12 protein-coding genes are annotated in these 13,814 nt (G+C 68.2%); 7 read left to right on the forward strand and 5 right to left on the reverse strand.

Annotated elements, in window-relative coordinates:
• Nucleotides 1–45: 45 nt before the first annotated feature.
• Genes ADL03_RS04340 through rpmH form a run of 5 tightly spaced genes read right to left on the reverse strand, consistent with a single transcriptional unit; the run spans nucleotide 46 to nucleotide 2,438 of the window.
• Nucleotides 46–600, reverse strand: coding sequence for a R3H domain-containing nucleic acid-binding protein (locus ADL03_RS04340; RefSeq protein WP_053732060.1), 555 nt, complete (start codon nucleotides 598–600; stop codon nucleotides 46–48).
• Nucleotides 601–631: 31 nt separating this feature from the next.
• Nucleotides 632–1,672, reverse strand: coding sequence for a membrane protein insertase YidC (gene yidC / locus ADL03_RS04345; protein ID WP_053732061.1), 1,041 nt, complete (start codon nucleotides 1,670–1,672; stop codon nucleotides 632–634).
• 3 nt (nucleotides 1,673–1,675) lie between these two features.
• Nucleotides 1,676–1,933 carry a membrane protein insertion efficiency factor YidD gene (yidD, locus tag ADL03_RS04350; protein WP_053732062.1) on the reverse strand — a complete coding sequence of 86 codons (258 nt, stop codon included), beginning with the start codon at nucleotides 1,931–1,933 and terminating at the stop codon, nucleotides 1,676–1,678.
• Nucleotides 1,930–2,271, reverse strand: coding sequence for a ribonuclease P protein component (gene rnpA, locus ADL03_RS04355; RefSeq protein WP_053732063.1), 342 nt, complete (start codon nucleotides 2,269–2,271; stop codon nucleotides 1,930–1,932). Before rnpA ends, yidD begins: the two co-directional genes overlap by 4 nt.
• 23 nt (nucleotides 2,272–2,294) lie before the next feature.
• Nucleotides 2,295–2,438 (reverse strand): 50S ribosomal protein L34, encoded by a 144-nt coding sequence (gene rpmH / locus ADL03_RS45025; protein WP_030465619.1) that lies wholly within the window; start codon nucleotides 2,436–2,438, stop codon nucleotides 2,295–2,297.
• 392 nt (nucleotides 2,439–2,830) lie between these two features.
• On the opposite strand from rpmH, the gene dnaA reads away from it, so the two are divergent.
• From dnaA to gyrA, 7 genes are all read left to right on the forward strand, one after another.
• Nucleotides 2,831–4,381, forward strand: coding sequence for a chromosomal replication initiator protein DnaA (gene dnaA, locus ADL03_RS04360; protein WP_369808928.1), 1,551 nt, complete (start codon nucleotides 2,831–2,833; stop codon nucleotides 4,379–4,381).
• A gap of 788 nt (nucleotides 4,382–5,169) precedes the next feature.
• The gene (gene dnaN, locus ADL03_RS04365) at nucleotides 5,170–6,294 is read left to right on the forward strand and encodes a DNA polymerase III subunit beta (protein WP_053732065.1); all 1,125 of its coding nucleotides are present in this window, start codon (nucleotides 5,170–5,172) and stop codon (nucleotides 6,292–6,294) included.
• Nucleotides 6,295–6,336: 42 nt separating this feature from the next.
• The gene (gene gnd, locus ADL03_RS04370; protein WP_082372873.1) at nucleotides 6,337–7,251 is read left to right on the forward strand and encodes a phosphogluconate dehydrogenase (NAD(+)-dependent, decarboxylating); all 915 of its coding nucleotides are present in this window, start codon (nucleotides 6,337–6,339) and stop codon (nucleotides 7,249–7,251) included.
• Between the two features lie 5 nt (nucleotides 7,252–7,256).
• On the forward strand, nucleotides 7,257–8,363 hold the full coding sequence (gene recF / locus ADL03_RS04375; RefSeq protein ID WP_053732066.1) for a DNA replication/repair protein RecF: 1,107 nt from the start codon (nucleotides 7,257–7,259) through the stop codon (nucleotides 8,361–8,363).
• Between the two features lie 118 nt (nucleotides 8,364–8,481).
• Complete coding sequence (locus ADL03_RS04380; protein ID WP_053732067.1) at nucleotides 8,482–9,015, forward strand: DciA family protein; 534 nt, start codon at nucleotides 8,482–8,484, stop codon at nucleotides 9,013–9,015.
• A 228-nt stretch (nucleotides 9,016–9,243) separates the two neighbouring features.
• Complete coding sequence (gene gyrB, locus ADL03_RS04385) at nucleotides 9,244–11,214, forward strand: DNA topoisomerase (ATP-hydrolyzing) subunit B (RefSeq protein WP_053732068.1); 1,971 nt, start codon at nucleotides 9,244–9,246, stop codon at nucleotides 11,212–11,214.
• A 55-nt stretch (nucleotides 11,215–11,269) separates the two neighbouring features.
• Nucleotides 11,270–13,813 (forward strand): DNA gyrase subunit A, encoded by a 2,544-nt coding sequence (gene gyrA / locus ADL03_RS04390; RefSeq protein WP_053732069.1) that lies wholly within the window; start codon nucleotides 11,270–11,272, stop codon nucleotides 13,811–13,813.
• Nucleotide 13,814 lies beyond the last annotated feature (1 nt).

Genomic DNA, 13,814 nt, shown 5'->3' on the forward strand with positions numbered 1-13,814 from the left:
CTGGCTCCAACCGGAACCAGGGGCCGCAGGCCGAACTTCAGAGCATCACGGCTTCGGGAAGACGATGACCCGGCGCTGCGGCTCTTCGCCCTCGCTCTCGCTGTGCACGCCCGCGACCGCGGCGACGGCGTCGTGCACGACCTTGCGCTCGAACGGGGTCATCGGGTGGAGGCGGGCGCGTTCGCCCGATGCGGCGACCTTCTCCGCGGTGGTGCGGCCGAGCTCGGCGAGCTCGGCACGACGGCCGGCACGCCACTGGGCGATGTCCAGCATGAGGCGGGAGCGGACGCCCGTCTCCTGCTGGACGGCGAGGCGGGTGAGCTCCTGGAGCGACTCGAGGACGTTGCCGCGGGGACCCACGAGCTTCGAGAGGTCCTCGCCGCCGTCGATGCTGACGACCGCGCGGCCGCCTTCCACGTCCAGGTCGATGTCGCCGTCGTAGTCCAGCAGATCCAGCAGGCGCTCGAGGTAGTCACCCGCGATGTCGCCTTCCTGGACGAGCAGGTCCTCGGTCTTGCCCGGCGACTGCGGCTCCGACTGCGGTTCGGCCTCGTCCGACGACGACGCCTCCACGTCGGTCGCCTGCAAGGTCTCCGACACGATGTCTCCTCTCCGGGGCAAACGCCCGAAATCAGCGGCGCTTCTTGCTGCCCGGCTTCTTGCTGGTGGATCGGCCTGGGGTCAGGCCGGGGATCTCGGTGGTGGAGCTGCCGTTCACGTCGGCGGGGGAGTCCGGCGTCTTGGCCGGCGACGCGCCGCCGGGGCCCGCGGTCGGCAGGCGCTTCGCGCCGTTGGCGGGCTTGGCGCCGGGGGCCGGCTTCTTCGGGTTGGCCGGCTTGGCGCCCGGCTTGGGAGCGAGGGCCTGGCGGGTGGTGACCGCGGTGGCCTTCTTCTCCTCTTCCTCGGCGTCGATGCGGCGGTAGACGACGTACTGCTGGCCGAGCGTCCACGCGTTGTTGGAGAGCCAGTACAGCAGGATCGCGACGGGGAAGAAGAAGCCACCGACCAGGACGCCGAGCGGGAACAAGTACAGCGTCAGCTTGTTCATGATGGCGGTCTGCGGGTTGTCCAGCGCGGCCTGGTTCTGACGGGCGACCGAGTGGCGGGCCGTGAAGTGGGTCGCGATGGACGCCACGATCATCAGCGGCACGGAGACCAGGATGACGTTCAGGCGCTCGGTGCCGAACTGCGCGAGCTGGTCGGTCGGCATCGTGATGAACGTCGACAGGTTGGTGCCGAAGAGCTTGGCGTTGACGAACGAGTCGACGCCCTGCTTGTCGAAGAAGTAGACCTCGCCCCAGCCGGGCTTGAACGACCGCAGCACGTGGAAGAGGCCGATGAAGACCGGGATCTGCACCAGCATCGGCAGGCAGCCACCGAGCGGGTTCACGCCGTGCTCGGACTGCAGCTTCTGCATCTCCTGAGCCTGGCGCTGGCGATCGTTCGGGAACTTCTTCTTGATCTTCTGCATCTCCGGGGCGAACTCCTGCATCCGCCGCATGGAGCGCACCTGGCCGACGAACGGCTTGAAGAGGATCGCGCGCAGGGTGAAGACGAGGAAGATGACCGACAGCGCCCAGGCGAAGCCGCTCGACTCACCGAACACCTTGCCGAACACCCAGTGCCAACACCACAAGATGAAGGACACCGGGTAGTAGATGAAGTTGAGCACGAGCTACTCCTCGGTGGATACGTCGGGGACCTGCCGCCTCGGCGGTACCGGGTCCAGGCCTCCAGGGTGCCAGGGTCCGCAGCGCAGCAACCGGCGGATGGTCAGCCAGGTTCCGCGCAACGCACCATGGACGGTCAACGCTTCCACCGCGTACGCGCTGCAGCTCGGGTAGAAGCGGCACGTGGGCGGTAGCAGCGGCGAGATGAAACGCCGGTAGAGGTGCACCGGCAGGAGCGCGACCCTCGCGGGCAACGTGGTCATCGCAGCACCTTCCGCAGAGCGGAGGAGAAGTCGGCGGCCAGGTCGGCGCTCGACGCATCCGCCGCAGAGGGCAACGCACGCACCACGACGAGAGTTCCGGACGGCAGGCCGGAGAGGTGTTCGCGCACGACGTGGCGCAGGCGGCGGTAGACGCGGTGGCGAACGACGGAGTTGCCGACGGCCTTGCTCACGACGAAGCCCACCTTGGACGAATCCAAGGTGGGCACGTCTGGCGTCAAGGCGTGGACGACCAACCGGGGCCGTCCCGCGCGGCGACCTCGGCGGACCACCAGGCCGAAGTCCTGGCTGCGAGTGAGCCGGGCGGCCGCTGGAAGCACGACGACGCTGCGCTTACCAGCTGTCAGGCAGACAGCGTGGCACGGCCCTTGCTGCGGCGCGCAGCCAGAATGGCGCGGCCGGCGCGGGTCCGCATGCGCAGCCGGAAGCCGTGCGTCTTCGCGCGGCGGCGGTTGTTGGGCTGGAAGGTGCGCTTACCCTTGCTCACGGTCGGTTCTCCCGGTGCTTCACTGCTGACAAAGCCTCTGTGGTTGTCCCCGATGGCAGTGGACGTAGGCGCGCGAAAGGCGCCCGTCGCAAGCGGGAGACTCGTCTGAGGGTACGCACCCCCGGGTGCTGCGACCAAATCGGGGTGGTCCAAGCCACGTCTTGTGACGCGTGGCGGCCCTTGTTACCGTTCTTCCCTCGCGCGTGCCGGGCCGGCGTGGGAGCCGCCATCGCACCGGCAACACAACGCACCTTTTAGTGCACAGTTGTGGATAACTCTGTGGATACCTCTATTCTCCGTGTCCACATGTGGAGTCATCGACTCCGTGGAGGGGAGGGGAGCGCGGGGTGTCGAACCAGCAGGTAGACCTTGGTCACGTGTGGGCCGAGGTGGTGCAGGAGCTCGCCACGAGCCACCTGTCCCCTCAGCAGCGCGCGTGGATGAGGGTCACCCGTCCGATCGGTCTGCTGGACGGGACCGCACTGCTCGCGGCACCGAGCGACTTCGCCAAGGAGGCGATCGAACGCGCGCTGCGCGAGCCGATCACCGCCGCCCTCTCCCGCAGGCTCGGCCGTTCGGTCTCGCTCGCGGTGAAGGTCGACTCGCCGGAACCGCTGAACCCGCCGACGACGCCGATCCCGGTCCAGGCCGTGCAGGCGGTCACGACCGTCCCGGTCATGGCGCCGGCGGCACCCCCGATCGTCACCAACGGCGACACGCCCGGCCTCGCGGACGACACCGCGGACGGTGCCACCGAGGGCAACGACTCGGACGAGGTCGACGAAGCCGGCGACGCGCTCGCCGCCGTCACCGAGATCTGGCCGACCTTCAACAAGGCGAACTCGGCCGCACCCCCCAACGCGAACCTCCCGTACACCCGGCCGGCCAACCCGTCGCCGTCGCAGACCCGGCTGAACGAGAAGTACAACTTCGACACGTTCGTCATCGGCGCGTCGAACAGGTTCGCGCACGCCGCCGCCGTCGCGGTGGCCGAAGCGCCCGCCCGCGCCTACAACCCGCTCTTCATCTGGGGTGAGAGCGGCCTCGGCAAGACGCACCTGCTGCACGCCGTCGGGCACTACGCCCAGCGCCTGTTCCCCGGCATGCGCGTGCGGTACGTGTCGACCGAGGAGTTCACCAACGACTTCATCAACTCCCTGCGCGACGACCGCAAGGTCGCCTTCCAGCGGCGCTACCGGGACATCGACGTCCTGCTCGTGGACGACATCCAGTTCCTGGAGGGCAAGGAAGGCACGCAGGAGGAGTTCTTCCACACGTTCAACACGCTCCACAACACGAACAAGCAGATCGTGGTGTCGAGCGACCGGCCGCCCAAGCGGCTGGAGACGCTGGAGGACCGCCTGCGCACGCGGTTCGAGTGGGGCCTGATCACCGACATCCAGCCGCCCGAGCTGGAGACCCGGATCGCGATCCTGCGCAAGAAGGCGGCCCAGGACCGGCTCGCGGCCCCGGCCGACGTGCTGGAGTTCATCGCCTCCCGCGTCGAGCGGAACATCCGCGAGCTCGAGGGCGCGCTCATCCGCGTCACGGCGTTCGCGTCGCTCAACCGCCAGCCGGTCGACATCCAGCTCGCCGAGATCGTGCTGCGCGACCTGATCCCCGACTCGCACGCGCCGGAGATCAGCGCGCCGACGATCATGGCGGTCACCGCGGAGTTCTTCGGCGTCTCGATCGACGACCTGTGCGGCCCCGGCAAGACGAAGGCGCTCGCGCAGGCGCGGCAGATCTCCATGTACCTGTGCCGCGAGCTGACCGACCTGTCGCTGCCGAAGATCGGCCAGACGTTCGGCGGCCGCGACCACACGACGGTCATGCACGCGGACAAGAAGATCCGCAAGGAGATGGCCGAGCGCCGGCGGATCTACGACCAGGTCCAGGAGCTGACCTCCCGGATCAAGCAGCGCGCCCGCCACGCTCCCTGACCCCACCCGGGTAAGACACCGAGAGGCCCCCTCCACGCGGAGGGGGCCTCTCGCACGTCCACGCCTCTTCCTCCTCCACGCTTCTTCCTCTGCACGCCCTTCCGCTCGTGCCACGCGGGGAGCTTTCGCACGACAGGAGCGGACGCGGGGTCCCCGCGTGCCCCGGGGAGCAGGCGGGAGGTCGCGGGTGCGCACGAGCGAACCCGGGCGCGGACCCGGGGACGGTCCGGTGCGGGGGAGGCTTGCGGGAGGTCCACACGTGTGCGGAGCGGGCAATACTGGCGGCCACCGCGCTCGAAGGGGTGGGGACAACTGGAAAAGTGTGAGACCCGGGCCACGATCCGGCCACGAAAGGCTGGGGACGCACCCGGGTACAACTGCCCCGCACCCGGGGACGCACCCGGGGACAACTGTGGACGATCTGTGGATCGCCGGGTGTGCACAACAGGTTGTCCCCGGGTGGGCCGATCTGTCCCCGGGTGCCATCCCCCCTTAGTCCACATGGATCAAGGGGGCGTGACCTGCGCGTTCAACGGGTGTCCACACAATCCACAGCCCCTACTGTTACTGCTGTTGATCTCTTGAAGAGAAGTTCTTCAAAAGCAAAACAGCGTGGACAACTCCCGGGGATCGGTGCCGAACCCCGAAGTGACGGGAAGGGCATGGACGCTCTACCGTGGTGCTCCGCCCTCGGCCATCGAGGTGACTCAGGCCGGGACGAGGCTCCCTGACCCCCACTGGCACGTTGTCGTGGTCGGGCTTGTCGACTGTCGAGGAAAGGACGCCTCATGAAGATCCGCGTCGAACGCGACGGCCTGGCCGACGCCGTCGCCTGGGTCGCTCGCAGCCTCCCGTCCCGCCCACCGGTTCCGGTGCTGGGCGGCGTGCTGCTCGACGCGGAGTCGGAAGACTCGCTGACGGTCTCCGGGTTCGACTACGAGGTCTCCGCCCAGGTCGGCGTCCCCGCCACGATCGCCGACGGCGGCCGTGCACTCGTCTCGGGCCGGCTGCTCGCCGACATCACCAAGGCGCTGCCGAACCACCCCGTCGAGATCGCGGTCGACGGCGCTCGGATGATGATCAGCTGCGGCAGCGCCAGGTTCAGCCTCCCGACGATGCCGGTCGAGGACTACCCAGCACTGCCGTCGATGCCACAGCTCATCGGCGAGCTGCCCGGCGAGGTCTTCGGTGAGGCCGTGTCCCAGGTCGCCGTCGCGGCCGGCAAGGACGACACGCTCCCGATGCTCACCGGTGTCCGGGTGGAGATCGGCGAGGGCAAGCTCGTCCTCGTGGCCACCGACCGGTTCCGGCTGGCGATGCGCGAGTTCCCGTGGGAGCCCGACGCGTCACTGGGCGAGGTCGCCGTGCTCGTTCCCGCCCGCACGCTGGGCGACGCCGCCAAGACGCTCGGCGCGTCCGGCAGCAAGGTCGAGATGTCGCTCGCCGCGAACGACGGCCTGCTGGGCCTGTCCGGTTCCGGCAAGCGCACGACGACCCGCCTGCTCGACGCGGACTTCCCGAAGTACCGCCAGCTGCTGCCGACCGAGCACTCCGCTGCGGCGATCATCGACATCGACGCGCTGCAGCAGGCGATCAAGCGCGTGTCGCTGGTCGCCGAGCGCGGCACCCAGGTGCGGCTCGAGTTCGTGGACGGCGGTCTGCGCCTGTCCGCCGGTGGTGACGACGAGGGATCGGCCGAGGAAGAGCTGCCGGTCGAGTACACCGGCGAGCCGGTCACGATCGCGTTCAACCCCGGCTACCTGCTCGACGGCCTCGGTGCCGTCCGCACGCAGAAAGTCCACTTGTCCTTCACCACACCCAGCCGACCGGCATTGCTGAAGCCGGTGGACGAGGATGGGAACGTGGCGCCGGGCTATCTGTACCTGCTGATGCCCGTCCGCCTTCCCGGCTGAGAAAACCCTTACCGGGTACCAGAAACGTTAGGGGAGATCACCGTGCAGCTCGGACTCGTCGGCCTTGGCAAGATGGGTTTCAACATGCGCGAGCGGGTGCGCCGTGCCGGTCACGAGGTGATCGGCTACGACCGCAACCCGGAGGTCAGCGACTCGGAGTCGCTGGCGGACATGGTGGCCAAGCTCGAAGCACCGCGCACGGTGTGGGTCATGGTTCCGGCCGGTGAGATCACCAGGAACACGGTGAAGGAGCTCAAGGAGCTGCTGGAGCCGGGCGACCTCGTGATCGACGGCGGCAACTCGAAGTTCACCGACGACCAGATCCACGCGGAACTGCTCGCGGACAAGGGGATCGGCTACCTCGACTGCGGTGTGTCCGGCGGTGTGTGGGGCCTGGAGAACGGCTACGCGCTGATGGTCGGCGGCGACGCGAAGAACGTCGAGCAGGCGATGCCGATCTTCGACGCGCTGCGTCCCGAGGGTCCGCGCGAGGAGGGCTTCGCGCACGCGGGCAAGGTCGGCGCCGGCCACTACTCGAAGATGGTGCACAACGGCATCGAGTACGGCCTGATGCAGGCGTACGCCGAAGGCTTCGAGCTGCTCGACAAGACCGACGTCGTCGACAACGTGCCCGCCGTGATCTCGGCCTGGCAGCGCGGCACCGTCGTGCGGTCCTGGCTGCTCGACCTGCTGGTGCGCGCGCTGGCGTCCGACCCCGAGCTCGACGACCTGCGCGGTTACGTCGAGGACTCCGGCGAGGGCCGGTGGACCGTCGAGGAGGGCATCAACAACGCGGTGCCGCTGCCGGTGATCTCCGCCGCGCTCTTCGCCCGGTTCCAGTCGCGGCAGGAGGACTCGCCCGCGATGCGTGCCGTCGCCGCGCTGCGCAACCAGTTCGGTGGTCACGCGGTGCACCTGGCCGGTCCGTCGTCCGGTGCGGGCAGCACCCAGGGCTAACGGGAGTGCACGTCAGACACCTCCAGGTCAGCGACTTCCGCTCGTGGGAACTCGCTGACCTGGCGTTCGAACCCGGCGTGTCGGTGCTCGTCGGGCGCAACGGGCAGGGCAAGACGAACCTGGTCGAGGCGATCGGGTACGTGGCGACGCTGGGCTCGCACCGCGTCGCCACGGACGCGCCACTGATCCGGCACGGTGCCCAGCGCGCCGTCGTGCGGGCGGCCGTGGTCAACGACGACCGCGAGCTGCTCGTGGAAATCGAGATCACGGCGGGCAAGGCGAACCGGGCCAGGATCAACCGCGGCCCGGTGCCGCGGCCGCGTGACGTGCTCGGAATCCTGCGCACCGTGCTGTTCGCACCCGAGGACCTCTCTCTCGTGCGCGGCGATCCGGGCGACCGGCGGCGGTTCCTCGACGAGATGCTGGTGCTGCGGGCGCCGCGGTTCGCGGGCGTGCGCAGCGACTACGACCGGGTGCTCAAGCAGCGCAGTGCGTTGCTGAAGACGGTGAAGCACAGCCGGTCGGCCGACCTGTCGACGCTCGACGTCTGGGACGGGCACCTCGCCAAGCACGGCGCGGAGCTGCTGGCCGCGCGGATGAAGCTGGTCCGCGACATGGCGGGCCACGTGACCTCCGCCTACGCGGAGGTGGCACCGGAGTCGCGCCCGGCGCTCATCTCCTACCGGTCGAGCGTCGGCGACCTCCCGGAGGACCGCGAGAGCATCGAGGACCTGCTGCTCGCCGAGCTCGACCGGGTGCGCCGGCAGGAGATCGAACGGGGTGTGTGCCTGGTCGGCCCGCACCGCGACGACCTGGAGCTGACCCTGGGGGAGCTGCCCGCGAAGGGCTACGCCAGTCACGGAGAGTCATGGTCCTTCGCGCTCGCACTGCGGCTCGGCGGCTACGAGCTGATGCGTGTCGACGGCATCGAACCGGTCCTCGTGCTGGACGATGTGTTCGCGGAGCTCGACCGCGGCCGGCGGCAGCAGCTGGCGAAGGTCGCGGCCGCCGCCGAGCAGGTGTTGATCACCGCCGCGGTGGCGGAGGACGTTCCCGACGAGCTGAGCGGCGCTCGCTACGAGGTGCATGGCGGGGAGGTGCGGCATGTCTGACCAGGGACCTGACTCAGGGGGTTCAGAGCCCCTAGATGTAGCTCGATCGGGTGTGTCCGCCCACACATCTGGGGACAAGTCTGTGGATGGTGTGGATAACTCCGTCACAAAGCAGGACTTGTCCACAGGTTCATTCACACCTGAGGGTGAGCCGCTGCGGGGTTCGGACCTCGCGCGAGCGGCTCTGGAGGCCGCGAAAGCGAGCGCCAAGGCCCGTGGCCGGACCCCCGGCAGCAAGGCGAAGGGCCGTCCGGTCCACCGCAGCCGCCGTCGCTGGTCGGGGCCGGGACCCGACGACCGCGACCCGCAGGCCATCGGCCGGATCGCCTCGCGCCTGGCCGCCGACCGGGGCTGGGTCGAGCAGCTGCAGGGTGGCCAGGTCTTCGGCCGTTGGGCAAAATTGGTGGGGGAGGACGTCGCCGAGCACGCGCAGCCGATCGCGCTCAGTGACGGGGAACTGACGGTCCAGGCGTCGTCGACGGCATGGGCCACCCAGCTGCGCCTGCTGCAGCGCGACCTGCTGAAGAGGATCGCCGCGGGGGTCGGCCACGGCGTCGTGAAGCGACTCAAGATCAAGGGGCCGGACGCTCCCAGCTGGCGACACGGCCCCAGGCACGCGCCTGGGCGCGGCCCGCGTGACACCTACGGGTGAGGTCCTGTCAAGGGCTCAGCGGCCGTTCTGTGGCTCAATGAGCGTTCACCTGCGGAATTGAACCCCCGTTTCAGCGGTCCGCACCCATCTCAGCCCGCGTGAGGGCTTCTGTGACCGAATCAAAGGTGTCCTTGGCCCCGTTCTGTCGGGGTGCACCGGTAGAATCACGGAGAGCGTCACCCAACACAGTGCGGGCCCTGCCCGCATCAGCGAGGAGACTCCAGGCCCGTGTCAGCTAAGAAGAATGAGTACGGCGCGTCCTCGATCACTGTCCTCGAAGGCTTGGAGGCAGTGCGCAAGAGGCCGGGCATGTACATCGGCTCGACCGGCGAGCGCGGTCTGCACCACCTGGTCCAGGAGGTCGTGGACAACTCGGTCGACGAGGCGATGGCCGGGTTCGCGACGACGGTCGACGTCACGCTGCTGGCCAACGGCGGCGTCCGGGTGATCGACGACGGCCGCGGCATCCCCATCGACGTGCACCCGGTCGAGGGCAAGCCCACCGTCGAGGTCGTGCTCACCACGCTGCACGCGGGCGGCAAGTTCGACAGCGACTCCTACGCGGTGTCCGGCGGTCTGCACGGCGTCGGCATCTCCGTGGTGAACGCGCTGTCCACCGCCGTCGACGTCGAGATCAAGCGCCAGGGCCACGTCTGGACCCAGCGCTTCGAGAACTCCAAGCCCGCGCACGAGCTGCGCCAGGGCGAGGCCACCGACGAGACCGGCACGACGATCACGTTCTGGGCCGACCCGGAGATCTTCGAGACCACCGAGTACAACGTCGAGACGATCGCGCGCCGCCTGCAGGAGATGGCGTTCCTCAACAAGGGGATCACGATCATCCTGCGCGACGAGCGGGTCGCGCCGGAGGACGAGGAAGCCGACGCCGACGGCCACAAGGCCGCGGTGAAGGAGCGCGTCTACCACTACCCCGGTGGCCTGGAGGACTTCGTCCGCCACATCAACCACACCCGCGAGGCCGTGCACCAGAAGGTGATCGGCTTCGAGGCGCAGGGCGAGGACCTCCAGGTCGAGGTCGCCATGCAGTGGAACACCGGCTACACGGCCTCGGTCTACACCTTCGCGAACACGATCAACACGCACGAGGGCGGCACGCACGAGGAGGGCTTCCGCGCCGCGCTGACGCGAGTCGTCAACGAGTACGCGCGCGAGAAGAAGCTGCTCAAGGAGAAGGACACCAACCTCACCGGCGACGACATCCGCGAGGGTCTCGCCGCGATCATCTCGGTGAAGTTGAAGGAGCCCCAGTTCGAGGGCCAGACGAAGACCAAGCTGGGCAACAGCGAGGCCAAGTCGTTCGTGCAGAAGTCGACGAACGAGCACCTGGCCGACTGGTTCGAGCGCCACCCCAACGAGGCCAAGACGATCGTCACCAAGTCGGTGTCGTCGGCGCAGGCCCGCATCGCCGCGCGCAAGGCCCGCGAGCTGGTGCGCCGCAAGGGCGCGCTCGACATCGGCGGCCTGCCCGGCAAGCTGAAGGACTGCCGCTCGACCGAGCCGGAGCGCTGCGAGCTCTACATCGTCGAGGGTGACTCCGCAGGCGGCTCCGCCAAAGAGGGGCGCGACTCGATGTACCAGGCGATCCTGCCGATCCGCGGCAAGATCATCAACGTCGAGAAGGCGCGCATCGACCGCGTCCTGAAGAACACCGAGGTCCAGTCGCTGATCACGGCACTGGGCACCGGCATCCACGACGAGTTCGACCTGTCGAAGCTGCGCTACCACAAGATCGTGCTGATGGCCGACGCCGACGTCGACGGCCAGCACATCCGCACGCTGCTGCTCACGCTGCTGTTCCGCTTCATGCAGCCGCTCATCGAGCACAACCACGTCTACCTCGCGCAGCCGCCGCTCTACAAGATCAAGTGGCAGCGGACCGAGCCGGAGTACGCCTACTCCGACCGCGAGCGCGACGCCGTGATCAAGGACGGCCTCGCCGGCGGCAAGCGGCTCGGCAAGGAAGACAACATCCAGCGGTACAAGGGTCTCGGTGAGATGAACGCCGAGGAGCTGTGGGAGACCACGATGGACCCGGCCAACCGGATCCTGCGCCAGGTCACCATGGACGACGCGGCCACCGCCGACGAGCTGTTCAGCGTGCTCATGGGCGAGGACGTCGAGGCACGCCGTTCGTTCATCACCCGCAACGCCAAGAGCATCAAGTTCCTGGACATCTGAGTCCGGTCTTGGTTCCTAGGCATCCTGGCGTTACCGGCGAGAAGGAAAGAGAACAGTGACCGACACGACTCTGCCCCCGCAGCACGACCGCATCGAGCCGGTCGAGATCCAGCAGGAGATGCAGAACTCGTACATCAACTACGCGATGTCCGTCATCGTGGGTCGTGCGCTGCCGGACGTGCGCGACGGGCTCAAGCCCGTGCACGTCCGCGTTCTGTACTCGATGTTCGACTCGGGCTTCCGTCCCGACCGCGGTTTCAACAAGTGCGCTCGCGTCGTCGGCGACGTCATGGGCAACTACCACCCCCACGGTGACTCGGCGATCTACGACGCCCTGGTGCGTCTCGCCCAGCCGTGGGCGCTGCGCTACCCGCTGATCGACGGCCAGGGCAACTTCGGTTCGCCGGGCAACGACCCCGCGGCGGCCATGCGGTACACCGAATGCCGGCTCTCCCCGCTGGCCATGCACATGCTGGCCGACATCGAGGAAGAGACCGTCGACTTCCGCGACAACTACGACGGCCGCATCCAGGAGCCGGTCGTCCTGCCGTCGCGCATCCCGAACCTGCTGATCAACGGCAGCTCCGGCATCGCGGTCGGCATGGCCACCAACATCCCGCCGCACAACCTGCGCGAGGTCGCGGACGCGGTCGTGTGGGCGCTGGACAACCACGAGGCCTCCGACGAGGAGACCCTCGAAGCGGTGATCGCCCGGATCAAGGGCCCCGACTTCCCGACCTACGGGCAGATCCTCGGCACCTCCGGCATCGAGGACGCGTACCGCACCGGCCGCGGCTCGGTCCGCATGCGCGCCGTCATCGAGGTGGACGAGGACGCCAAGGGCCGCACGATCCTGGTCGTCACCGAGCTGCCGTACCAGGTGAACCCGGACAACCTGGTCGAGAACATCGCCGCTCTCGTGCGCGACGCGAAGCTCACCGGCATCGCGAACATCGCCGACGAGTCGAACCGCCGCATCGGCATGCGGATCGTCATCACGCTCAAGCGCGACGCCGTGGCCAAGGTCGTGCTGAACAACCTCTACAAGCACACCCAGCTGCAGTACTCGTTCGGCGTGAACATGCTGGCGCTGGTCGACGGCGTGCCGCGCACCCTGCGGCTCGACCAGATGATCCGCCACTACGTGAAGCACCAGATCGAGGTCATCGTCAGGCGGACGAGGTTCCGCCTGCGCAAGGCCGAGGAGCGGGCCCACATCCTGCGCGGCCTGGTGAAGGCGCTCGACCAGCTCGACGCGGTGATCGCGTTGATCCGCCGGTCCGAGACGCCGGACATCGCGCGCACAGGCCTGATGGAGCTCCTCGACGTCGACGAGATCCAGGCCAACGCGATCCTGGAGATGCAGCTGCGCCGCCTCGCGGCCCTCGAGCGCCAGAAGATCATCGACCAGCTGGCCGAGATCGAGGTCGAGATCGCCGACCTGAAGGACATCCTCGACAAGCCCGAGCGGCAGCGCCAGATCGTGCGCGACGAGCTCACGGCCATTGTGGACAAGTTCGGCGACGACCGGCGCACGAAGATCATCCCGTTCGACGGCGACGTGTCCATGGAGGACCTGATCGCGGTCGAGGACGTGGTCGTCACGATCACGCGCACCGGCTACGCGAAGCGCACCAAGACCGACCTCTACCGGGCGCAGAAGCGCGGCGGCAAGGGCGTGCAGGGCGCACAGCTCAAGCAGGACGACATCGTCGCGCACTTCTTCGTGTGCTCGACGCACGACTGGATCCTGTTCTTCACCAACAAGGGCCGTGTGTACCGCACGAAGGCCTACGAGCTGCCCGAGGCGAACCGCAACGCCCGCGGCCAGCACGTCGCGAACCTCCTGGCGTTCCAGCCGGAGGAGGAGATCGCGCAGGTCATCCAGATCAAGAACTACGACGTGTCGCCGTACCTCGTGCTCGCCACCCGGAAGGGTCTGGTCAAGAAGTCAAAGCTCTCCGACTTCGATTCCAACCGATCGGGTGGACTTATCGGTATCAACCTCCGTGAGGACGACGAGCTGGTCGGAGCCGTGCTGTGCTCGGCAGATGACGACCTGCTCATGGTGTCCGCGGACGGCCAGTCGATCCGCTTCCACGCGACCGACGACGTGCTGCGTCCCATGGGGCGCGCCACGTCGGGCGTCCAGGGCATGCGCTTCAACGCCGACGACGAGCTGCTCTCGGTCGGCGTCGTCCAGGAGGGTCTCTTCGTTTTGGTCGCGACCGACGGGGGGTACTCGAAGCGAACTCCGATCGAGGACTACCCGGTCCAGGGTCGGGGCGGCAAGGGTGTGCTGACCATTCAGCACGACCGCCGTCGTGGCAGGCTGGTCGGTGCGCTCATCGTCGACGTCGACGACGAGCTCTACGCCATCACCTCGAGCGGCGGGGTCATCAGGACCCGCGCCGAACAGGTGCGCAAGGCTGGTCGGCAGACGAAGGGCGTGCGGCTGATGAACCTCGGCGAAAGCACCACTTTGATCGCTGTCGCACGCAACGCGGACGAGCCCAGCGACGTCGTTATCGGTGAGACGTCTGCCGCGGAGGACATTGCCGCCGACCAGGCGGAAACCCCAACCGACTCGGCTGAGTAGT

It is taken from the genome of Nocardia sp. NRRL S-836 (assembly GCF_001279525.1).
Classification (GTDB): domain Bacteria; phylum Actinomycetota; class Actinomycetes; order Mycobacteriales; family Pseudonocardiaceae; genus Lentzea.